This window comes from Actinokineospora inagensis DSM 44258, from assembly GCF_000482865.1.
GTDB classification, from domain to species: domain Bacteria; phylum Actinomycetota; class Actinomycetes; order Mycobacteriales; family Pseudonocardiaceae; genus Actinokineospora; species Actinokineospora inagensis.
Window position 1 is genome coordinate 61,098 of sequence record NZ_AXWW01000007.1, and the last position, 20,716, is coordinate 81,813.

At 71.3% G+C, this 20,716-nt stretch carries 22 protein-coding genes; 13 read left to right on the top strand and 9 right to left on the bottom strand.

Features of this window, described 5'->3' with window-relative positions:
• The first annotated feature begins 11 nt into the window (after positions 1-11).
• On the top strand, positions 12-1,163 hold the full coding sequence (locus H504_RS0102440) for a glycosyltransferase family 4 protein (RefSeq protein ID WP_026421461.1): 1,152 nt from the start codon (positions 12-14) through the stop codon (positions 1,161-1,163).
• On the opposite strand, the gene H504_RS0102445 is transcribed toward H504_RS0102440, so the two are convergent.
• Both H504_RS0102445 and H504_RS0102450 read right to left on the bottom strand, forming a co-directional pair.
• On the bottom strand, positions 1,150-3,969 hold the full coding sequence (locus H504_RS0102445; RefSeq protein ID WP_026421462.1) for an NACHT domain-containing protein: 2,820 nt from the start codon (positions 3,967-3,969) through the stop codon (positions 1,150-1,152). The two genes, H504_RS0102440 and H504_RS0102445, sit on opposite strands and share 14 nt — an antisense overlap.
• A gap of 75 nt (positions 3,970-4,044) precedes the next feature.
• On the bottom strand, positions 4,045-5,796 hold the full coding sequence (locus tag H504_RS0102450) for an AMP-dependent synthetase/ligase (protein ID WP_026421463.1): 1,752 nt from the start codon (positions 5,794-5,796) through the stop codon (positions 4,045-4,047).
• 124 nt (positions 5,797-5,920) lie between these two features.
• Here H504_RS0102450 and H504_RS0102455 point away from each other — a divergent pair, with 124 nt between their 5' ends.
• The 8 genes from H504_RS0102455 (at position 5,921) to H504_RS0102490 (ending at position 10,570) form a co-directional block, all read left to right on the top strand.
• Positions 5,921-6,301, top strand: coding sequence for a hypothetical protein (locus H504_RS0102455; protein ID WP_026421464.1), 381 nt, complete (start codon positions 5,921-5,923; stop codon positions 6,299-6,301).
• A 10-nt stretch (positions 6,302-6,311) separates the two neighbouring features.
• Complete coding sequence (locus tag H504_RS0102460; protein WP_026421465.1) at positions 6,312-7,100, top strand: metallophosphoesterase family protein; 789 nt, start codon at positions 6,312-6,314, stop codon at positions 7,098-7,100.
• A 34-nt stretch (positions 7,101-7,134) separates the two neighbouring features.
• The gene (locus H504_RS0102465) at positions 7,135-7,572 is read left to right on the top strand and encodes an SRPBCC family protein (protein ID WP_026421466.1); all 438 of its coding nucleotides are present in this window, start codon (positions 7,135-7,137) and stop codon (positions 7,570-7,572) included.
• The gene (locus H504_RS0102470) at positions 7,573-8,691 is read left to right on the top strand and encodes an ArsA family ATPase (protein ID WP_026421467.1); all 1,119 of its coding nucleotides are present in this window, start codon (positions 7,573-7,575) and stop codon (positions 8,689-8,691) included.
• A 52-nt stretch (positions 8,692-8,743) separates the two neighbouring features.
• On the top strand, positions 8,744-9,112 hold the full coding sequence (locus tag H504_RS0102475; protein WP_026421468.1) for a hypothetical protein: 369 nt from the start codon (positions 8,744-8,746) through the stop codon (positions 9,110-9,112).
• On the top strand, positions 9,109-10,023 hold the full coding sequence (locus tag H504_RS0102480) for an ROK family protein (RefSeq protein ID WP_026421469.1): 915 nt from the start codon (positions 9,109-9,111) through the stop codon (positions 10,021-10,023). The genes H504_RS0102475 and H504_RS0102480 overlap by 4 nt, the downstream gene beginning before the upstream one ends.
• Before the next feature lie 82 nt (positions 10,024-10,105).
• A complete protein-coding gene (locus H504_RS0102485; protein WP_026421470.1) occupies positions 10,106-10,345 on the top strand; it encodes a hypothetical protein in 240 nt (79 codons plus the stop codon).
• Between the two features lie 6 nt (positions 10,346-10,351).
• Positions 10,352-10,570, top strand: a complete 219-nt coding sequence (locus H504_RS0102490; protein ID WP_026421471.1) for a hypothetical protein — start codon at positions 10,352-10,354, stop codon at positions 10,568-10,570.
• A gap of 226 nt (positions 10,571-10,796) precedes the next feature.
• Here the strand turns inward: H504_RS0102490 and H504_RS0102495 are convergent, their stop codons facing one another.
• Positions 10,797-12,185, bottom strand: coding sequence for a class II 3-deoxy-7-phosphoheptulonate synthase (locus H504_RS0102495; RefSeq protein ID WP_026421472.1), 1,389 nt, complete (start codon positions 12,183-12,185; stop codon positions 10,797-10,799).
• 126 nt (positions 12,186-12,311) lie between these two features.
• Here H504_RS0102495 and H504_RS0102500 point away from each other — a divergent pair, with 126 nt between their 5' ends.
• Positions 12,312-13,364: a DUF2891 domain-containing protein gene (locus H504_RS0102500; protein WP_026421473.1), complete on the top strand. Its 1,053-nt coding sequence runs from the start codon at positions 12,312-12,314 to the stop codon at positions 13,362-13,364.
• Here the strand turns inward: H504_RS0102500 and H504_RS0102505 are convergent.
• From H504_RS0102505 to H504_RS0102525, 4 genes are all read right to left on the bottom strand, one after another.
• Positions 13,361-13,588: a hypothetical protein gene (locus H504_RS0102505; RefSeq protein ID WP_026421474.1), complete on the bottom strand. Its 228-nt coding sequence runs from the start codon at positions 13,586-13,588 to the stop codon at positions 13,361-13,363. The two genes, H504_RS0102500 and H504_RS0102505, sit on opposite strands and share 4 nt — an antisense overlap.
• 455 nt (positions 13,589-14,043) lie before the next feature.
• On the bottom strand, positions 14,044-15,399 hold the full coding sequence (locus H504_RS0102515; protein WP_026421475.1) for an amidase family protein: 1,356 nt from the start codon (positions 15,397-15,399) through the stop codon (positions 14,044-14,046).
• A 9-nt stretch (positions 15,400-15,408) separates the two neighbouring features.
• A complete protein-coding gene (locus H504_RS0102520; RefSeq protein ID WP_035303094.1) occupies positions 15,409-15,867 on the bottom strand; it encodes a TspO/MBR family protein in 459 nt (152 codons plus the stop codon).
• Positions 15,868-16,674: 807 nt separating this feature from the next.
• Complete coding sequence (locus H504_RS0102525) at positions 16,675-18,357, bottom strand: DUF885 domain-containing protein (RefSeq protein ID WP_026421477.1); 1,683 nt, start codon at positions 18,355-18,357, stop codon at positions 16,675-16,677.
• Between the two features lie 112 nt (positions 18,358-18,469).
• Between H504_RS0102525 and H504_RS32960 the strand changes: the two genes are divergently transcribed.
• From H504_RS32960 to H504_RS0102540, 3 genes are all read left to right on the top strand, one after another.
• The gene (locus H504_RS32960) at positions 18,470-19,120 is read left to right on the top strand and encodes an LppM family (lipo)protein (RefSeq protein WP_051385418.1); all 651 of its coding nucleotides are present in this window, start codon (positions 18,470-18,472) and stop codon (positions 19,118-19,120) included.
• A 243-nt stretch (positions 19,121-19,363) separates the two neighbouring features.
• On the top strand, positions 19,364-19,579 hold the full coding sequence (locus H504_RS0102535) for a hypothetical protein (protein ID WP_026421478.1): 216 nt from the start codon (positions 19,364-19,366) through the stop codon (positions 19,577-19,579).
• Positions 19,576-19,791 carry a cold-shock protein gene (locus tag H504_RS0102540; RefSeq protein WP_245614041.1) on the top strand — a complete coding sequence of 72 codons (216 nt, stop codon included), beginning with the start codon at positions 19,576-19,578 and terminating at the stop codon, positions 19,789-19,791. The genes H504_RS0102535 and H504_RS0102540 overlap by 4 nt, the downstream gene beginning before the upstream one ends.
• A 60-nt stretch (positions 19,792-19,851) precedes the next feature.
• Here the strand turns inward: H504_RS0102540 and H504_RS32965 are convergent, their stop codons facing one another.
• A complete protein-coding gene (locus tag H504_RS32965; RefSeq protein WP_051385419.1) occupies positions 19,852-20,412 on the bottom strand; it encodes a GNAT family N-acetyltransferase in 561 nt (186 codons plus the stop codon).
• Complete coding sequence (locus H504_RS0102550) at positions 20,409-20,591, bottom strand: hypothetical protein (protein ID WP_026421480.1); 183 nt, start codon at positions 20,589-20,591, stop codon at positions 20,409-20,411. The genes H504_RS32965 and H504_RS0102550 overlap by 4 nt, the downstream gene beginning before the upstream one ends.
• Between the last annotated feature and the right edge of the window lie 125 nt (positions 20,592-20,716).

Below are 20,716 nucleotides of genomic sequence, written 5' to 3' on the forward strand. Positions count from 1 at the left end.
ACGGTTGTCCGGTGCGCAAGACCCTCCTGGTCACCAATGACTTCCCCCCGCGACCGGGGGGCATCCAGACCTACCTGCACAACTTCGCCCGCTGGCTGCCCGGCCAGGAGTTGGTCGTCTACGCCCCCGCCTGGTCCGGCGCCGAGACCTTCGACGCCGCCCAGCCCTTCCCGGTCGTGCGCCACCCCACGTCGCTGATGCTCCCGACGCCCGGCGTCGCCCGCCGTGCCAAGGAGATCTTGCGCGCCGAGGGGTGTGACTCCGTGTGGTTCGGCGCGGCCGCCCCGCTCGGTCTGCTCGCCCCGGTCTTGCGCAAAGCCGGCGCCCGCCGCGTGGTGGCCAGCACCCACGGCCACGAGGTCGGTTGGTCGATGTTGCCCGGCGCGCGGCAGTCGTTGCGCCGCATCGGTTCCACGACCGACGTGGTGACGTACGTGAGCCGGTACACCAGGTCCCGCTTCTCGGCGGCCTTCGGCGCCCAGGCGGCGCTGGAGCTGCTGCCGTCCGGTGTGGACACTGACGTCTACCGGCCGGATCCGGCCGCACGGGCGGAAATCCGGGCCCGACACGGCTTGGGCGACCGACCGGTTGTCGTGTGCGTCTCGCGGCTTGTGCCGCGCAAGGGGCAGGACGTGCTGATCCAGGCGCTGCCCGCCATCCGGTCCCGTATCCCCGACGCGGCGTTGTTGTTGGTCGGCGGTGGGCCGTACCGTTCGCACCTGGAGGGGTTGGCCGCCCAACTGGGTGTCTCCGAACACGTGATCTTCACCGGATCGGTGCCGTGGGAAGAACTCCCCGCCCACTACGCGGCGGGTGACGTCTTCGCCATGCCCTGCCGCACCCACGGCAAGGGCCTGGACGTGGAAGCCCTCGGCATCGTCTTCCTCGAAGCCGCCGCCACCGGCCTCCCGGTCATCGTCGGCAACTCCGGCGGTGCCCCGGAAACGGTGCTGGACGGCGAAACCGGCCACGTGGTCAACGGTCGGGACGCCTCGGTGATCGCCGACCGCATCGCGGACCTCCTAGCCGACCCCGCCCGCGCCGCCGCGATGGGCGCCGCGGGCAGGCGGTGGATGGAACGCGCCTGGACCTGGTCCACCCGTGCAGGCCGTCTCGGCGAACTCCTGGACGGGGAAACGGTTTACCGCTTCAGCGCACATTGATCGCTTCCAGCAACGCCGTCCAGGTGTCGGCGGAGAACGACGCCAGGTACTCCGCCACATCGCTCTGATCTTCCAATCGCTGCGCGGTGTCGAGCAGCGCGGGCCACGGGTCCACCATCCGCTTCCATCCGGCCAGTTCGGTGAGCAGCCCGGCGTGCGCCGTCTCGGCGACCCGCAAGGCGTGCGGCGACAAGGTTGTATCGGTGCGCAACCGCACCATCCACTTGGCGTACCGCAGCACGTGGTCGTATGACCATTTGGGACTGTGCACGGCGAACACCGTGTAGGCGTGGTTCGCCAGTGCCGAGGTGACTTTGACCGGGACCGAGTCCGGCACCCGGGCATCGGTGAAGTCCAGTCTGCTCGTGCCGCACCCGGTGGACAGCAAGCCCAGCCAGCTCGCGGCGAAGTCCGGCCAGTCGTTGTCCAGCGGGGCGTGGTTGGTGAAGTCCAAGAGGGCGCGGCCGAACCGCTGTCGCTGTTCCAGCGCGAGCTCACCGCGCAACCGCGCGAGATCGATGTACCGGTCGCGGACCGGTCGGGACACGAAGACCGGGCCACGGTCCTGGCCCAGGGTGATGGTGGTCAGCACGGCGGAGAAGTCTTTCGGGTCCAAACCGGACTCCCACGCGCTGACCATCGCCCGCCACGCCCCGAGTGACCTGCTCGGCCACAGGTCGAACAGCCGCAGCGGGCCGAACAGCATCCGCAACAGCAGCAGGTTGACCGAATAGGCCGCCAGGGCGCGGATGGTGTCCGGCGGTGTCGGCTGGTAGCCGTACCGGCTGGTCGCCTGTCGTTGCCGGTGGCCGCTGATGAGCAGGTCGAGCGTCTTGCGCGCGGCGGTCAACTCGGGGCCGGACCAGGTGGCCATCCGCATGTCCAGGAAGCGGATGAGCGAGTCCTGGCCGCCGAGGTAGCGGTGGGAGAGCAGGCTGAACAGCAGGTCGTCCTCGGGGTCGTGCTCGTGGCGCCGCAGGAAAGCGCCCTCGGCGACGTCCCGCAACACCTCGGTCACCCTGGCCGCCACCAGGTATTCGGCGAAGGTGGCGTGCAGGAACTCGTAGCTGCGGTGCACCGACCCGGCCACGGCCTCGTTCGCGTACACGAAGAAGAACTCGCCCAGCAGGCGCTCGCCCCGGGTCGTGGGTTCGCGCAAGGCGGTCAGGTCCGTGGTGAGGTCGTCCTCGGTGATCCATTGCCTGCCGCGGTTGAACATCCCCAGCGCGGCGATGGAGAGCCGGACGAGTTGGCTGCGCACGGAGTCGTCATGCCGCTTGCGCGCGACCTCGCGGCGGGCGTAGGAGTCCAGCAGGCGTTCGTACAGGATGGCCTGGGACAGGTCGGTTGTGGCGTTGGCCGGGTCGGCCAGGTAGAGGCACAACATGAGCAGCAGCAGCGGTTCGCGCGCCAGGTCCCACTGTTCGAGGACCGTGTCCGGGTCCACCGGGCGCAGGGAACCGTTGACCTCGTTCCAGATCCGGATCCACTCGGTGATCTGGTGCCGGTCGAACGGCAGCAGCTCGACGACCGGACACCCGTCGGGCGTGCGAACCCGGTTGATCACCAGGGTGCGCGAGGTGACCACCACCGCCACCGGCCGCCCCAGGGCCGCCTCGGTTTCCTGGAACCGAACGACGTCGTGCAGGTAGTTCCGCCGGTCGGTGGCGGTCGCCTGCAGCAGCTCGTCCAAGCCGTCGAGGAGGACGACGCGGATGGTGTCGTCGCACTGGTCGGACAGGGCGTTCCACGTGACGCTGCCGTTGGTGGAAAGCCGGAGCGCCTGGTCGACCTGGGCGGCGATCGGGTCGTCGGCCTCCACGCGCCGCAGCGGGACGCGGACGACCGTGTAGGTGGTGTCCGGTAACCGGGCCGCCAAGACCTTCATCAGCAGTGACTTGCCGGAGCCGGGGTTGCCGAGCAGCAGCAGGGGGACCCGGGTGGCGTCGGCCGTGGTGAAGTGCCGGGCCAGGATGAGGTCCACCGGCCCGGTCTTCGAGTCGGGGGTCAGGAAGATCTCGCTCACCCGGGGAAAGACCGCGTCGATGCCGAAGCCGTCGTCGACGTCGACCACCGGGCGGTCGAGCTCGGCGCGGTTGACGTTCGCCAAGCGGCCGCGCAGGTCCTGGGGGCGCGCACCGGGGGCGGTGAGCAGGGTTTCCAGCCGGTGCAGGGCGTGCTGGGTCGCGGAGTGCTCGGTGAGGTCGGCCCAGACCTTGAACTCGGGGACCTGTTCGGCGAAAGCGAGGTAGTCGGAGCGGTACCGGTCGGTGACGGCCCGCAGGAACGAGAGCTTGTTGACGTCGAGGTCGCCGTCGAAGAAGTCGCGGACCTGTTGCATGGTGGTGAGTGCCCACTGCTGGACGAGGTCGGCGGTGCGGGTGAAGCCGTGTTCCGCCGAGGGGCAGGGGACCTCGGCCTCGTAGAGGCCGCGAACGACCGAGCCGCCTGCCTGCACCGGGGAGTCGGTGATCAGAGCCAGCTTCTCGCGGTCGGTGAACTCCCGGCCGAGGGTGTCGAACACGGCCGAGACGACGAGGACGGTGTGGGCGGAGATCACCAGTTGGTACCGGCTCAGGCCGCCGGTCCGGGTGAGCCTGCCGGTCGTCGCCCGCAGCAACTGGCCGAGCAGGCCGGTGGCCTCCTTCTTCTGGTCCACCAAGCCGAACAGGCCGGTCACGCTCCACAGACCGGACCCGAGGATCACCCCGCCGAGCACGGCATCGATGGCTTTCAGGGCCGCCGGTTCGTCGCGGCCGAGGATGCGCAGGGCACCCTTGAAGGTGATCGCCGGTTCGCGTCGCACCTCGTCGAGCTTAGGGCTCCAGGCCGGTGGTCCGGGTGGCCTTGTGGGACTCCGGCCTTGTGGGACAAGTGCGGGCTACGCCGGGTAGATCGTGGCGACGGCGGGTGCGCGGGTTTTCAGGATGGCCTCCCGGCGCAGTTTCAGGCTGGGGGTCAGCTCACCCGCCGCCTCGGTGAAGTCGTCGGGCAGGATCACGAACCGGCGGATGCTCTCGGCCTTCGACACCAGGCCGTTCGCCTCGTCGACCGCCTTCTGCACCTCGGCGCGCACCTCGGGGCCGTCCGGGTCGCTCGGGCCGTGCTTGGCCTGCCAGTCGGCGAAGGCGTCCGGGTCGAGGGTGACCAGGGCGGCGATGAACGGCTGCCGGTCGCCGATCACCAGGCACTGGCTGACCAGCGGGTGCCTGCGGACGGCGTCCTCCAGGGCGGCCGGGGCGACGTTCTTGCCGCCCGCGGTGACCAAGATCTCCTTCTTCCGGCCGGTGATCCGGAGGAACCCGTCGTCGTCGATGCCGCCGAGGTCGCCGGTGTGGAACCAGCCGTCGACCAGGGCCTCGGCGGTGGCGGTCGGGTTGTTCCAGTAGCCGGTGAACACCATGTCGCCACGCAGCGCGACCTCGCCGTCGTCCAGGATCCGGGCGGCCGCGCCCACCAGCGGTCGGCCGACCGTGCCGATCCGGGACGCCGCCTCGGTGTTCACGCAGACCGCCGCGGCCGTCTCGGTCAGGCCGTAGCCCTCGTACACCGGCAGGCCCGCGCCGCGGAAGAAGTGCGCCAGGTGCTCGCCGAGCGGGGCGCCGCCGGAGATCGCCGCCCTGCAGCGGCCACCCAGCGCCGACCGGATGCGGGCGAACACCAGCCGGTCCGCGACCAGGTGCTTGGCCCGCAGCACCAGCGACCCGGGGGAGCGGCTGTACTCGACCGCCACCCGCTCCGCGAAATCGAACACCCGACCCAATCCGGACGATTGGGCGCGTTGCCGGGCCGCGTTGTGCACCTTTTCGAAGACCCGCGGCACCGCGACCACGAATGTCGGCTTGAACGACGCGAGATCCCGGGTGAGCGTTGTGGTGTCCGGCAGGTGGCCCAAAGTCGTCCGGGTGTAAACGCACGCGACCGCGATCGCCCGTGCGAACACGTGCGCCAGCGGGAGGAACATCACCGTCGAATTGCCCGGTTCCAGCAAAGAAGGGAAGGAATCGAACTCGGCGCGCGCCTGGGACAACAGGTTCCGGTGGGTGAGCATCACCCCCTTGGGCCTGCCGGTGGTCCCCGAGGTGTAGACCAGGGTGGCCAGGTCGGCCGCCCGCGGCGCTCGCGCGGCGACCGCATCGTTGTCCACAGTGGACCCCAGTGCGGTCAGCTCGCCCACGGCGCGGGCGTCCAGCACCCACACCCGGTCGATCTCGTTGAGCCGGTCGAGCAGGCCGGACAGGGTCTCCCGGTGCGCTTCGGTCTCCACCACCACCGCGCGGGCGCCCGAATCGGCCAGGATCCAGGCGACCTGCTCCGGCGACGACGTCTCGTACACCGGGACCGTCACGCAGCCCGCAGCCCAGATCGCGTAGTCCAGCAGCGTCCACTCGTAGCGGGTCCTGGACATCAGCGCGACCCGGTCGCCCTTCGCCAGTCCCGCCGCCAGCAACCCCTTGGCCACGGCGCGCACCTGGCGGCCGAAATCCCGGGCGGTCACCTCCGCCCAACCACCGTCAACCGGACGGCGGAACACCGCCACATCCGGGAACCGGTCGGCGTTCGACCACACCATGTCGATCAGATTCTCGTCATCGGCCACCGGAGCGTTCACCGGCACGCTGTATTCCCGCACACCGACCTCCTGACAATCTCCACGGCCGAACGTACTCCGAACGAACGGCATCCGGTGAACGAGCGGTCCGGTGGACCCGGCGACCACTTCCACGGCACCCGCTTCACCGTGGCATGCTGCTGGTGTGGCGCAACTCGACGTGGTGGACGAGACATTCGTGGCCGTACCGCCGCGCGCGGTCGCCGCGGTGTTCACCGACCCCGCCGCGTGGCGCCGCTTCTGGCCCGACCTCGACCTGGCCGTCTACGCCGACCGCGGCGCAGAGGGCCTGCGCTGGACCGTGCGCGGCGCCCTCGTCGGCACCATGGAGGTCTGGCTGGAACCCGTCCTGGACGGGACCCTGCTGCACTACTTCCTGCGCGCCGACCCGGCCGCCGCGCTCGCCGGGCGCGGCCTGGCCGCCGAGCGAACCCGCCGCCAACTGGCCGCCAAGCGCGCGGCGTTCGCCGTCAAGTCCCTCCTGGAAGCCGGACGGGCCCCCGGAGTGGCCCCTGAGCACGCGTAATGTGATCGTCGTGCGGGTCAACGTGGTGTCGGATGTGCACGGCAACGCCGAGGCGCTGGCTCGGGCAGGCGATGGCGCCGACGCCCTGGTGGTGCTCGGCGACCTGATCGACTTCGTGGACTACCACGACCACTCCGGCGGCATCATGGGCCGCGTCTTCGGCCCCGAACGAGTGGCCCGGTTCGCCCAGTTGCGCCGTGAGCGCAGGCACACCGCGGCGGGCGCGTACGCGCGGGAGCTCTGGACGGGCCTGGAAGACGCGGCCGACGTCGTCCAGGAGGCGATCCGCGCCCAGTACAAGGAACTGTTCGCGGCCATGACCGCCCCCACGTACGCCACCCCCGGCAATGTCGACCTGCCGCACCTGTGGCCCGAGTTCGCGGGCGACGGCGTCGAGGTCCTCGACGGGCAGGCGGCCGAGATCGGCGGGCTCCGGTTCGGCTTCGTCGGCGGCGCCATGCTGCCGCCAGGGGCCACTCTGCGGCGCGGCTCGGTGTTCCAGCCGTACCTGCGCACCGCCGAGGACTTCGGCGCCGCGGTGGCCGCGCTCGGCCCGGTCGACGTGCTGTGCAGCCACGTGCCGCCCGCCGTGCCGGAACTCACCTACGACGTCGTCGCCCGCCGCGCCGAGATCGGTTCGACCGCCCTGCTCGACGCGATCACCGCGTACCGCCCGCGCTGGGCGGTGTTCGGTCACGTGCACCAGCCGCTGTCCGCCAGGGCCAGGGTCGGCGGCACCGAGTGCGCCAACGTCGGGCACTTCCAGCGCACCGGACAGCCGTACGTGCTGCGGTGGTGATCCCGCCGGAGTGGACTCCGGTAGCCTGCCGGTCATGGCCGACGAGTCCACCCAGTCCATCGTCGTCGACGCGCCCGCCGACCGGATCATGGCGGTGATCGCGGACTTCGCGGCGTACCCCGAGTGGGCGAAGGCGTTCACCGGGGTCGAGGTGCTGTCCCGGGACGCGGGCGGCCGGGCCGAACAGGTCGCGTTCGCCATCGAGTCCGGTCCGGTCAAGGACTCCTACACGCTGGCCTACACCTGGTCCGACGACGGAACCGCGGTGGACTGGACCCTGGTCAAGGGGCAGATGCAGCGGTCGCAGCACGGTCGCTACGCGCTCACCCAGGACGGCGACCGGACCACGGTCACCTACACCCTGTCGGTGCAGTTGGCCGTGCCGATGATCGGCCTGTTCCGGCGCAAGGCGGAGAAGATGATCATGGACACCGCGCTGCGCGAGCTCAAGCGCCGGGTCGAGCGGGGCTGAGTGCGGCTCCTGCTGTTCACCGGCAAGGGTGGCGTCGGCAAGACCACCCTCGCCGCGGCCACCGCCGCCCGGATCGCCGCCCGCGGCAGGCAGACCCTGGTCGTCTCGACCGACCCCGCGCACTCGCTGGCCGATGCGCTGGCCGTCCCACTCGGACCCGAACCCTCCGAAGTGGACACGGCGCTGGTCGCCGCGCACATCGACGCGCGCGCCCTGGTCGACCGGTCGTGGCCGTCGCTGCGAACCCATGTCGCCCGGTTCGCCACCGGACTCGGCCTGGACACCCTCGACGCCGAGGAGCTGACCGTCCTACCGGGAGTCGACGAGCTGTTGGCGTTGACCGAGGTGGCCCGGCTCGCCCGAACCGGCACCTGGGACGCCGTCGTCGTCGACTGCGGCCCGACCGCGGAAACCCTGCGGCTGCTGGCACTGCCGGAAGCGGTGGCGGGCTACCTGGCGCGGGTCCGGATCATCCCGGACCTCCGCGCCGCCGCCGCGGTCGCCGCCGAACTGGCCGACCACCTGGCAGGCCTGCGGTCCCTGCTCACCTCGCCCGCCACCGCCGTCCGCCTGGTGCTGACCCCGGAACGCCTGGTGGCCGCGGAAACCCGGCGCACCCTGGCCGCGCTCACCCTGCGCGGAATCCCGGTCGACTCGTTGATCGCCAACAGGGTCGTCCCGCGCGCCCGCCGTTGGCACGGCCCGGCGGCGGCCTGGTTGCGCACCCGACGGTCCGAACAGGACACTGTCCTGTCTGAAATGGACGGTCTACTGCCGGTGGCGCGGGTGGAACACCGCGCGGGCGAGCCGATCGGCCTCCCAGCCCTGCTCGCCGTCGCCGACGAACTCTACGGCGACACCGACCCGCTCGCCGTCCGCACCGGGCACGGGCCGCTGCTCGCGATCACCGCCGACCCGCCCGACCAGGTGCTGCGGATCGCCGTCCCGCTCCCCCCGGGCACCGCGCCGGACCTCGCCCGGATCGACGACGACCTCGCCATCACCGTCGACGGCGTCCGCACGCTCATCCCCGTCCCGCTCGCCCTGCGCCACCACACCATCACCGACGCCGAGGCCGACGACACCGGCCTCATCCTCCGGTTCACCCCCGTGGACTGAACCGGGGTCGTCCTGCCGCGCGCATCGTGCGGTTATACCGTGACCGACACCGATGACAAGGCCGGAAGGACCGACCGTGGTCGCGCAAGACCCAGGCAGCAGACTCGCCGACGAGGTGTCGCTGCTGCTCGCCGCCGTCGCGGACCGGGTCGGCCCGTGGCTGGACCAGGTCGCCGCGGCGGAGTACCCGGACGAGCGCTGCCAGTCGTGCCCGGTGTGTGCGGTGGCCGCCGTGCTGCGCGGCGAACCGAACGAACTGGCGGCCAAGACCGTCGAACGGCTGGCGGACCTGGTGGCGCTGCTGCGGGCCGTGCTGGCCGACCGGTGGCAGCCGGGGGAACCGCACATGCCCGGGTTCCGGCCCGAGCCCCCGCCATCGGGCCGGGTGCAGCACATCCCCGTGCGCCGGGCACCCCGATGACCACGATCGGCATCGACGTCGGCGGCACCAGCGTCCGGGCCGGGGTGGTCGACGGGACAGGCCGCGTCGTGGCGACTGCTCGCGGCCACACCCGGTCCACCGAACAGGCGCTGGAAGACGAGATCTGCGGGGTGATCGCGCGGTTGCGGGCGGACCACGACGTCGACGCGGTTGGGCTCGCCGTCGCCGGGTTCGTCGCCGCCGACCGCAGGACCGTGATGTTCGCGCCGCACCTGCCGTGGCGGGACGTCGCCGTTGCCGACCGGATCGCGGCGCGGATCGGCCTGCCGGTCGTGCTCGAACACGACGCCAACGCGGCGGGGGTCGCCGAACATCGCTTTGGGGCGCTTGCCGGTAGCCGGGTTGGGCTGCTCATCGCCCTTGGTACGGGGATCGGAGCGGCCCTCATCCTTGACGGGGAGATCTATCGCGGGGCTCACGGAGTTGCCCCTGAACTCGGCCACCTCCGTCTTGTGCCGGCGGGGCGGACCTGTCCGTGCGGCAAGCGGGGCTGTTGGGAGCGGTACTGCAGCGGCACCGCTTTGGCAGCGGTGGCCCAGGACCTCGCGGCGGGCGGGACTCCTACTGTGCTTGGGTCGCACCCCACTGGTCGCACGGTCGCTGCGGCCGCTCGTGAAGGTGACCCGGTGGCGCGTGCTGCTGTTGCTGACCTTGCTGCTTGGCTCGCGGAAGGGTTGGCCCTCGCCGCGGACGCCTATGACCCGGACACCATCGCGCTCGGGGGTGGCGTGTCGGTGTCCGCGGACCTTTTCCTTCCCGAGGCCACCAGCCGCCTGCGGGACCTGCTCACCGGCGCGGGGCACCGGCCCTACCCCGTTGTCCGCCCAGCCACCTATCCCGACCACGCGGGCATGATCGGCGCGGCCGTCCTGGCGGCGGCACTGGTCTGAGCTGTGTTCGGGGAATGGGCGGCCGGTGGTCGTCGATGTCGAGAAATGGAATGGCCAAGGAACCTTGTGGGAGACTTCCGGGGTGAAGCTCAAAGCATTCGCGGAGTGGTTGACGGCGGATCTGACCGCCCTCGACCACGACGAGTTGACGGTGGTGCAGGACATCAGCAAGGGCGCGGGTTCGGAAACGGAGCCGCACAACCACAACATCGTGCGGGTCGAGCACGCCAACGGGGCGGTCAGCACGGTGCAGGTGTACCGGGTGACCGGTCCCGGCATCCCGGCGTCGGCTGACTACCGCGTTCCCCGAGAGGCGTGGTGAGCTGAGGTGCGCAACCAGCGACTGCGCGATCTGATCGGCGACCAGGTGCGGGCGCACCCGGAGGTGAAGTCGGTCGAATCGGTCGACCATGGGAAAGCGGGCCGCGTGCAGAAGGTCACCTTCACCGATGGGGTGGTGGTCGAACTTCTGATTACGAGCACTTCGCCTGCGGGTGGGGACGACCACGCCCAACCCGAGAAGATCGTGACCAAGCAGAGGGGATGACCAGCGATGGCCGGTGGCGGTTACTGCCCGGTGTGTGGGCAAGCGGCGGCATCCAAGTCGGGCGACACGGTGAACTCGCACCAAGACCAGAACGGGGAGACCTGCCCGGGAAGCGGCAGCACGGCGACCTGATCCACGTGGTGTCCCTTGTGGAGGCTTGAGGTCTGGACGTACGAAAACGGCGGTGGCCCAGGTGCTTGGGCCACCGCCGTTTGTCGAGGTGGTGCTAGGAGCGGAGCATTTCGGCGACGAGGAAGGCGAGTTCTAGGGACTGTTGGGTGTTCAGGCGGGGGTCGCAGGCGGTTTCGTAGCGGCCTGCGAGGTCGGCGTCGGAGATTTCTTGGGCGCCGCCTAGGCATTCGGTGACGTCTTCGCCGGTCAACTCCACGTGGATGCCGCCGGGGTGGGTGTTGAGGCGGCGGTGGACCTCGAAGAAGCCTTGGACCTCGTCGACGATGCGGTCGAAGTGGCGGGTTTTGTAGCCGGTGGAGGACTCGTGGGTGTTGCCGTGCATGGGGTCGCACTGCCAGATGACGCGGTGGCCGGAGGCCTCGACCTTCTCCACGATGGCGGGGAGGACGTCGCGGACCTTGCCGTTGCCCATGCGGCTGATCAGGGTGAGCCTGCCCGGCTCGTTGCGCGGGTCGAGCCGGTGGACGTACTCGACCGCCATTTCCGGGGTGGTGGTCGGGCCGATCTTGAGGCCGATCGGGTTGGACAGCAGTTCGGCGAAGGCGACGTGCGCGCCGTCGAGTTGGCGGGTGCGTTCGCCGATCCACAGGAAGTGCGCGGACAGGTCGTACAGCTTGGCGTCCGGGCCGGAGTTGTCCATCCGGAGCAGGGCGCGCTCGTAGTCGAGCAGCAGGGCCTCGTGGCTGGCGAACACCTCGACGCTGTGCAGCGAGGAGTCCTCGACGCCGCAGGCCTGCATGAACCGCAGGCCCCGGTCGATCTCGGTGGCCAGCGCCTCGTAGCGCTCCCCGGCGGGCGAGGTGCGGACGAAGTCCCGGTTCCAGTCGTGGACCTTGGTGAGATCGGCCATACCGGCGCCGGTGAGGGCGCGCAGCAGGTTCATCGCGGCGCCCGCGTTCGCGTAGGCGCGGATCATCCGGGACGGGTCGGGGACGCGGGCCTCGGGCGTGGCGACCAGCGAGTTGACGATGTCGCCGCGGTAGACCGGCAGGCCGAGCGCGTCGGTCTTGGCGGAGCGGGGCTTGGCGTACTGGCCCGCGATCCGGCCGACCTTGACCACCGGCAGGCTGGCGCCGTAGGTGAGCACCACGGCCATCTGCAGCAGGGTGCGGATGTTGCCGCGGATGTGCGGCTCGGTGTTGTCGGCGAAGGTCTCCGCGCAGTCGCCACCCTGCAGCAGGAAGGCCTTGCCGTTGGCGACCTCGGCGAGCCGCCGGTGCAGGCGGTCGATCTCGGCGGGCACGGTGATCGGCGGCACGCTCTCCAGCACCGTGCGCACCTGGCGGACCTGCTCGCCGTCGGGCCACTCGGGTTGCTGGGCGGCGGGCAGGGACAGGGCGTCGTCGAGTCGGGTGCGCAGAGCGGGCGGTAGCGGCGGGAGTTCCGGGAGGGTGTCCACCGGCACATCGACGGTCCAGTTCACGTGACCAGACTACGAGTTCACCGCCGCCGGTTGGGCGGCGGGACGCAATATTTCACACCCGGTGCGAACTGGCGGAAAAACGTAACAGCACTGCCCACCCGCAATTGCGTTCGGCAAGATGCGCCGATGACCGCCACCGCGAACCCGCGCCCCGGACTCGACGTCGACACCGCCCGCCGACTGCTCGACACCGCGATCGCCAACATCGGCCGCGACTACCCCGTGCACTGGATCCACCTGGTCGAATCACCGGATGACCTGGTGTCGCAGCGGGCACTGCACCCGGTGTTCGCGGGCTCGTTCGACTGGCACTCGTGCGTGCACCAGACCTGGCTGGCCGTGCGAATCCTGCGTCTGTTCCCGCAGGCCGACCGCGCCGCCGAGACCGTCCTGGACGGGTTGATCACCCCCGGGGGCGCGGCCGTCGAGGCGGGGTTCTTCGGCACAAGTCAGGGGGCGTTCTGGGAGCGCCCCTACGGCTGGGCGTGGCTGCTCCTCCTCGACGCGGAGTGTCGCTCGTCCGCCACCGGAGCGCGCTGGGCGCAAGCGTTATCCCCGCTGGTGGTGGCCGTCCGCACGCGCTGGCTGACCTGGCTCGCCACCGCGCGGTGGCCCACCAGGGTCGGCACCCACACCAACTCCGCGTTCGCGATCTCACTCGTCCTCGACGCCGCTCGGGCCAACGGCGACACCGAGCTCGCGACCGCCTGCGAGGCCGCGACCAGGCGGTTCCACCTCGCTGACCGCGACTACGGCGGCATCGAACCCAGCGCCGCCGACTTCCTCTCCCCGGCCCTCACCGAGGCCGACCTGATGCGCCGGGTACTCCGCCCGGACGACTTCGCGGCCTGGCTCGACGCCTTCCTCCCCGACCTGACCGCCGCCCGCTGGGCCGACCTGCGCGCCCCCGTCCCGGTCGACGACCCCACCGACCCGCACGGCTCCCACCTCGCCGGGCTCGCGCTCTCCCGCGCCTGGGCGTGGCGCGGCATCGCCGACGGCCTGCCCGACGGACACCGCTACGCCGCACTGGCCCGTGCCGCCGAACGCGCCCACCACGAGGCGGGCTGGCGCTACGTATTCGGTTTCGGTTATGCCGCCGAACACTGGTTGGGCACATTCGCCGCATACCTGGACATCGGTGCGTTGGTCGACGAGGCACCCAATTCGGTGCGCTAAAGATCGAGATATTCCACCAGGTGGTCAATCGGACGTCCGAGTCTCTGCTGCCCGATCGCGACCAACGGCGCCATCGCCCGGCACCAGCCGTCCAGCCGCTCGGCGGACAGGTCGGTGATCGCCGCCAGGTCCGCGCACCGGGCCGCGACGTCGGCCGCGCCGAGGACGTAGTCGACCGCGTCGAACTCCGGGTCGCCCAGGGTGCCCGCCGGGTCGATCACCACCAGCCCTCCCATCGACGGGGGCAGCCAACCCGCCCCGCGCGCCTCGGAACCCGCCGATACCAACCGCCCGCTGGGGTGAAGTTGTTTTGTTTGGGGGGAGCGGTGGCCTAAGCCGGCTGGCGGGTAAGGCCACGTCTTTCCAGTGGCCCCGCCTTTTAGCCTTACCCAGGCCACCGCTAGGGGCCCCAAACAAAACAACTTCACCCCAGCGGGCACAGCCCGCAAAATCTGGCGCCCGAGGCCGGCGTCGCCGCCAGGCGACCAGGCCGAACCCCGAGCGCAGCGAGGTCCAGAGACCCCTCACCCCACGATCAACCCGCAGCAAAGCCCCCAAATGCACAGCCTAGCCAAGCGCAGGTCCCAGGTCTCCGCGAGCTCGTCGAGCCTGCGCGGCAGGGCTGCCAGCCACGGCGACACGGACGTCCCATAGCGCCGGGTCAGGCGTTCGTGGACCGTCACAGGGCAGGTCTGTCCTGTGACCACGGTCGAACCCCCTCGAACTGGCCGGACAGGGACAACAGCGTCCGCTCGGAGTTGGGCCTGCCGATCAACTGCACGCCGATGGGCACCCCGACATCGTCACGTCCCACCGGCAGCGCGGCAACGGGATAACCGAGGACGTTCCACGTGGGGAAGTACGGGATGCGCGCGCTGACCCCGAGCCAGGTCCGGACCAACCCCGCGCCGCGGAACAGGCCGACCTCGGGCGGTGTCCGGGTCCACCCCGGCTGCAAGATCACCTCGAACGGGAAGGCCGCCATCCGCTCGTGCAGGTCGTCCTCGGCGGCGCGGGCCCACCGCAGCACCCGCCCCGGCACCCGGCGACCGATCGCGGCGATGCGCCGGGTCCGCGGCTCCAACCACTCCGGGTGCGGCAACCCGGCGACGTCCTCGGCCACCCCACACAGGTACCGGACCACGAACTGCGGCGTCGGCCGGGCACCCAACGGCACATCCGCCGCCACGACCGTGTGACCGAGGCCGCGCAACGCGGCCACCGCGTCGAGCACGCCACGCCGGTACGCCGGGGCCAGCGGCGGCGCCCCCAGCGGAGTCCGCAACGCCAGCGCGATCCGGGTCGGCTCCGGGACGACGTCGGCGGCCGACCGGTAGCGGGCTTCACCGCCGGTGAGCCCGTCGAGCAACAACGCCGCGTCGACCACCTTGCGCCCCAGCGCCCCGACCGTCGAAAGCCCTTGCCAGCCACCAGGTCTCGACGCGACCACACCCCGGCTCGTCTTCAACCCGAACACCCCGCACGCGGCCGCCGGTATCCGCACCGACCCACCACCGTCCGACCCCGTCGCCGCCCCCACGATCCCCGCCGCGATCGCCGCCGCCGACCCACCGGACGACCCACCCGGCGTGCGCCCGGGATGCCACGGGTTGCGGGTCGGGTGGGTGGACCGCGACTCGGTGAACGGCCACAGACACCGCTCCGGCGTCCGCGTGTGCCCGACGATCACCGCACCCGCCGCCCGCAACGACGCCACCGCCGCACTGTCCTCTTCGGCCACCGGGAACTGCGGACGGCCGCCCTGCGCCGTGACATCCCCCGCCACGTCCAAGTCGTCCTTCACCGCCACCGGCACCCCCAGCAACGGCAGCCGCTCACCCGCCTCCAACCTGCGCTGAGCCGCCTCAGCGGCCGCACGGGCCGATTCGGTGTAGACAGTGCGGAACACGTTGAGCGTCCCGGCGAGCTCGCCCGCCCGCCGCAGGACCAACTCCAACAACTCGGGCGCGCTCACCCAACCATCACGCAACGCACGGGCCTGGGCGTCCGCACCCGCCCAGAGCAGTTCGTCCATGGCCGCACTCTAATTCAGCGCCGCCACCCCGGCATTGAGCGCCGACGCGAACAAGATCCACCCCAGGTACGGCGCCAACAACCACCCCACCACCCGCCGACCCCGAACGATCGTGGCGGCCACCGCCACGTCCAACAACACGATCACCACGAACGCGGGCCACAACCACCGCCACGCGAAGAACATCGGCGTCCAGATCAGGTTGAGCCCCAACTGCACCCCCCAGAGCGCCAACCCACCCCGATCCCGCCGCCGCCACACCACCCACCCGGCAACCGCGATCAGTCCGTAGAGGACTGTCCATACCGGACCAAACAGCCAGTTGGGCGGCGTGAAACCGGGCTTGCCCGCGCTCGCGTACCACCCATCCACGTTGCCGGTCGTCGCCAGCGCCCCGAGCGCGGCAACCCCGTAGCTCAACAGCCCGAACCCACCGAGCGCCCACCAGTCCTTCGATCGGGTGACCATGCCACTCAGTCCACCCCACTCAGGCCCGCCCCGCCACTCGAACCTCAGCCTGCTGAACATCCCCCTTTCCGACCAAGCGCGCCGACACCGCCATGTGACGCTCCACAGCCCCCGCCCCCAACACATCCCGGCTCCCCAACGGCTCGCCGCTCCGCTCCACAGCCACCGGCCCCGCGAGAACCGACCACACCGGGTCCGCGACATCACCCCACCCACCCGGCATCCCAACCAGCCCAAACCCACTTCGCCGGGAACCCCACCCACCCCCGGGCGGCCCCCACCCTTCCCGGGGGGCGTCCCCGAGGCCAGTCTACCGCCCCCGCCCGACAGTGGATCTTCGCCAGCGCGTCGCGGGGGGCTACCTGTGGATAACTTGTGTAGCCCGGAAGGGTGAAATCCGGCGCGGCGAATCGAGAGCTTTGCCTGGTGGGGGCCGGTTTTCCGGGCCTACCGCCACGCCCACCCGGAACCCCCACCCCGCCCAGCGCAAACCCGCTTCGCCGGGAACCCCCCCCACCCCCGGGCGGCCCCCACCCTTCCCGGGGGGCGTCCCCGAGGCCAGTCTACCGCCCCTGCCCGACAGTGGATCTTCGCCAGCGCGTCGCGGGGGGCTACCTGTGGATAACTTGTGTAGCCCGGAAGGGTGAAAATCCGGCGCGGCGAATCGAGAGTTGCCTGGTGGGGCGTGGTTCCGGCTGGTTCGCGATGGTCACCGGAGCAAGTGGTGCCGGACATGACCCGGTTCAACGCCCCTGCAGGCTCGGCACGCGGGGGCTCGGAGCCTGCAGGACCCGACCAGGTCGGCGGCTACAAGGCGGCCAGGCGTTCGCGGAGGGTGTCGAGGCCCATGGCGCCCATTTCGAGGGCGTTCTGGTGGAAGGTCTTGAGGTCGAAGTCGGCGCCGCGGCGGGATTTGACCTCGTCGCGGGCTTGCAGCCAGAGGCGTTCGCCGAGTTTGTAGGTGGGGGCCTGGCCGGGCCAGCCGAGGTAGCGGTCGATCTCGTCGTGGACGTGGGTGGGGTCGGTGATGGTGCGGGTGAGCATGAACTCCAGGCCGAGGTCCGGGGTCCAGCGCTCGCCTTCGTGGAAGCCCGCGCCGCGGGGGATTTCCAGTTTCAGGTGCATGCCGATGTCGACGATGACGCGGGCGGCGCGGAAGATGTGCGCGTCGAGCATGCCGAGCAGGTCGCCGTCGTCGGAGAGGTAGCCGAACTCGCGCATGAGGCGTTCGGCGTAGAGGGCCCAGCCCTCGCCGTACGCGGGGACCCAGGCGAGCAGCCGCTGGAACCGGTTGAGGCTCGCGGCCTGCAGCACGGCGGTGGCGATCTGCAGGTGGTGGCCGGGGGCGCCCTCGTGGTAGACGGTGGTGACCTCGCGCCAGGTGGAGAAGTCCTCGCGGTCGGCGGGAACCGACCACCACATGCGGCCGGGGCGGGACCAGTCGTCGGTGGGGCCGGTGTAGTAGGCGCCGACGCTGCCGCCGGGTGGGGCGATGCGGCATTCGAGGCGCATCACCGGGTCGGGGATCTCGAAGTGGACGCCGCGCAGGTCGGTCAGGGCCTGGTCGGACAGCCGCTGCATCCACTCTTCGAGCGCCTTCTGCCCGCGCACCTGGTACCGGGGGTCGGCGTCGAGCGCGGCGGCGGCCTCGGCGATGGTCGCCCCGGGGGAGATCCGGTTGGCGACCTCCTTCATCTCCGCTTCCAGCCGGGCGAACTCGGCCCAGCCCCACTCGTACGCCTCGACCAGGTCGAGGCGGGCGCCGGTGAACTCGCGCGACCACAACCGGTAGCGCTCCTCGCCGACGGCGTCCTCGGTGGGGGCTTTCGGGGCGAGTTCGGCGGTCAGGAACTCGGCCAGTTCGGCGTACGCGGTCGCGGCGGTCGCGGCGGCGGAGTCCAGGTCGGCGCGCAGACCCCCGTCGACGTCGGCCTTGGCGACCATGTCGGCGAAGAACGACGACCCGCCCTTCGCGCCCGCCCAGGTGCGGCACTGCTCGGCGACCTTGGTGACCTGGCGCAGCGCGGCGACGTGGCCGCGTCCGGCCGCCTCCAGCAGCGACGCGCGGTAGCCGGTGAGCGCGGCGGGCACCTTCGTCAGCCGCCGCGCGACCACGGCCCAGTCGTCGGCCGTGTCGGTCGGCATCAGGTCGAACACCTGCCGGACGTCCTGCGGGGGCGACGTGATCACGTTCAGCTCGGCCAGCCGCTCGCCCGCGTCGTACAGCTCCACCTGCAGCCCGACCCGCTCGGCGAACACCGCCTTGGCGTTGGCCGCGCCGACGTCGGACGGCTCGGCGACCGCGATGGCGGCCGCGGCGGCCCGCGCGATCTCGCCCCGCCGCGCCACCCCGTCCGGCGACAGGTCCGGCAGGTCGCCGCCGCTGCCCGGGACACCGAGGACCGTCGCCAGGATCGGATCCGCGGCGGCGATGTCGTCGACGTAGCGGTCGCAGATCTCGTGCACACCGTCGTGTGGGGAGGACGCCATGCCCGAACGTTACCCAACAGTCGGCGGCGAGCGCGGTGGACGATGCCGGCAGGATGGCCGCGTGTACCACGCCAAGCGACCACCCCGACCCCGTTTGCGCAGGTGGGCGGCCATGATCCCGCTCGCCTTGATCGCGCTGGTGACCCTTTCGGGGTGCGTGCGGGTGCAGGCGGCGCTCGCCCTGTCCGAGGACGACCTGGTGTCCGGGCAGATCGTGATCGCCGCCCTGCCCGGCAAACAGGGCGACTCGGGCCCGGCGTTGACCATCGCCCCGGAGCTCAAGGGCAAGGTGCGCACCCAGATCTACAGCGCCGACGGGTACGTCGGGCAGACCGTGTCCTTCCAGGGCCTCAGCTTCGCCGAGATCACCGTCCTGAGCGACACCATCAGCGGCGGCAAGCAGTACCGCGTCGGCTTCCGCCGCGCGGGCGACCTGGTGACCGTCTCCGGTTCGGTCGACCTCACCGAGCTCCCGGCCGACCGCTCCGACGTGCAGATCAAGATCTCGTTCCCCGGCAGCGTCACCCGCACCAACGGCGTCAACGACAACGGCACGGTCACCTGGAAGCCGAAGGCGGGCGCGGTCACCGAGTTCGACGCCACCGTGCAGTACACCGACCAGTCCGGTGTGTCCTGGAGCAAGTGGGTGGCCATCGTCGGCGCCTCGGCCCTCGGCGTGTCGCTGCTGGTCCTCGCCCTGGCGTTCTTCTCCCACCGCCGCAGCGTCCGCCTGGCCGGACCGCCGACCGTCAGCCGGTTCTAGCGGCTCGACCCGGAGTTCGTCGACCGGTCGAGTGGTCCGCGGCTGGTACGGTCGACCACCAGGGTTCGTGGTGCAGGCATCAGCCCGCACACCCCCTGGTTGAATCCGGGCAGGACTCTCGGGCCCGGGGACAGGAGTGCCGGCTTGTCGCCGGAACGCCAGTTCGTGTCGCCACCCTCTCCTCCCACCGCCGGTGCGGATGGTTCGCGCTGGACGCGAACGGGCCGACCGCCTGCGGCGGCCGTGGGGTTCGCCACCACCCGCGCCGATGCCGACCTCAGCGAGGCCGTGCAGCAACGGCGGGCCGCCCGTACCGTCGTCGGCCACTCGCTCGACCTCGACGACCGGCACGCGCTGCTGGACATGCTGGGGCTGACCGACCCGCAGCCGCCCGCGCCGCCCGCCGCCCCGGTCAAACCCGCCACGAGCGCCCATGGCGCCCAGTGGTGGACCGAATGAGCCCGGACGTGGCGACCGGGACCATGCGGTGGTTCAACGGTGCCAGGGGCTACGGGTTCATCGTCCCGGCCGCGGGCGGGGCCGACCTGTTCGTGCACCGCTCACAGATCCACGACTACAACCCGGCCCGGCTGGCCGCGGCGCAGTCCGTCGAGTTCCAGGTCGGGACCGGTCGCAACGGCAGGCACGCCTGCTCGGTCCGCGTCATCTGATCCGCTGATCCGCCTCGTCTGACCCGGCCGTGGACGTTCGCCGGGGGCGTCCACGGCCGGTCACACCCGCACGCTGTCGGCGGCACCGGGGTCGAGGTCGGCCACCCGCAGCCGGTACACCTGGGTCTTCCGCCCGAAGTACTTCGTCGTCTCGCCCACCCAGGACATGCCGTTGCGGCGGACCGCGGGCGGTTCCGCCACCCCGTCCGCGACGACCGCGAACACCTCGTCCGCGCCGTGGGCGAAGGCCCAGTCGGCCAGCGCGTGCACGCACTCGGCGGCCAGGTCGTCACGATCGTCCAGATCGCCGTGGGCACCGCCGTCGCCGTCGTGGCCGAACTGCCAGGTGATCCCCAGGTCCTCGTCGCCCGGCGGCAGCGGCAGCAGCGCGGCCCCGCCGACCGGCGTGCTCTCGCCCCGGCGCAGCAGCGCCCAGTGGCCGAGGTACGGGGAGTGCTGGTCGGCGTTCCACCGCACCAGCCGCGCCCGCATGTCGACCACGTCACGCACCTGGTGGGCCGCCGATCCGCCGTAGACGCGCAGCGCGGCGGGCGCGTCGTCCGGGTGCCACCGCCGGAGTCGGACGGCGGAGGTCCGCGGGTCCACTCGGGAAGCGGTCACGCGGTCTTCCCACCGCCGTCGTGGTCCGCGGGGTGCGGCACGTGTTCGCCGCTGGACGTCAGGAACCTGGGCAGGGGCGTGCGGCCCGCGACCTCGGGCGCCGCGTGGTCCTCAGTGGTCGGATGGCTGAACAGCACGGATCGAGCCGGTGCCCGCGGTGCGGTCGGTGGTGGGTTCACGTGATCTCCCTCGGTGGGGTTCGGTTGTGGCGGCGTCGCGCCATGTGCTCTGGGTGCTCTGGCGACCACATCGGACTGCTCAACGGCTCGGCGGCACCCGGTGGTACTCAAGCAGCGGCCAAGGC

Excerpts from the sequence above, each read along its gene's own strand:
- H504_RS0102525 (WP_026421477.1), bottom strand. The coding sequence starts at position 18,357 with ATGGCGTCCTCCCCACACGACGGTGTGCACGAGATCTGCGACCGCTAC.
- H504_RS0102465 (WP_026421466.1), top strand. The coding sequence starts at position 7,135 with ATGGCCGACGAGTCCACCCAGTCCATCGTCGTCGACGCGCCCGCCGAC.
- H504_RS0102475 (WP_026421468.1), top strand. The coding sequence starts at position 8,744 with ATGACAAGGCCGGAAGGACCGACCGTGGTCGCGCAAGACCCAGGCAGC.
- H504_RS0102500 (WP_026421473.1), top strand. The coding sequence starts at position 12,312 with ATGACCGCCACCGCGAACCCGCGCCCCGGACTCGACGTCGACACCGCC.
- H504_RS32960 (WP_051385418.1), top strand. The coding sequence starts at position 18,470 with ATGATCCCGCTCGCCTTGATCGCGCTGGTGACCCTTTCGGGGTGCGTG.
- H504_RS0102480 (WP_026421469.1), top strand. The coding sequence starts at position 9,109 with ATGACCACGATCGGCATCGACGTCGGCGGCACCAGCGTCCGGGCCGGG.
- H504_RS0102515 (WP_026421475.1), bottom strand. The coding sequence starts at position 15,399 with ATGGACGAACTGCTCTGGGCGGGTGCGGACGCCCAGGCCCGTGCGTTG.
- H504_RS0102520 (WP_035303094.1), bottom strand. The coding sequence starts at position 15,867 with ATGGTCACCCGATCGAAGGACTGGTGGGCGCTCGGTGGGTTCGGGCTG.
- H504_RS0102540 (WP_245614041.1), top strand. The coding sequence starts at position 19,576 with ATGAGCCCGGACGTGGCGACCGGGACCATGCGGTGGTTCAACGGTGCC.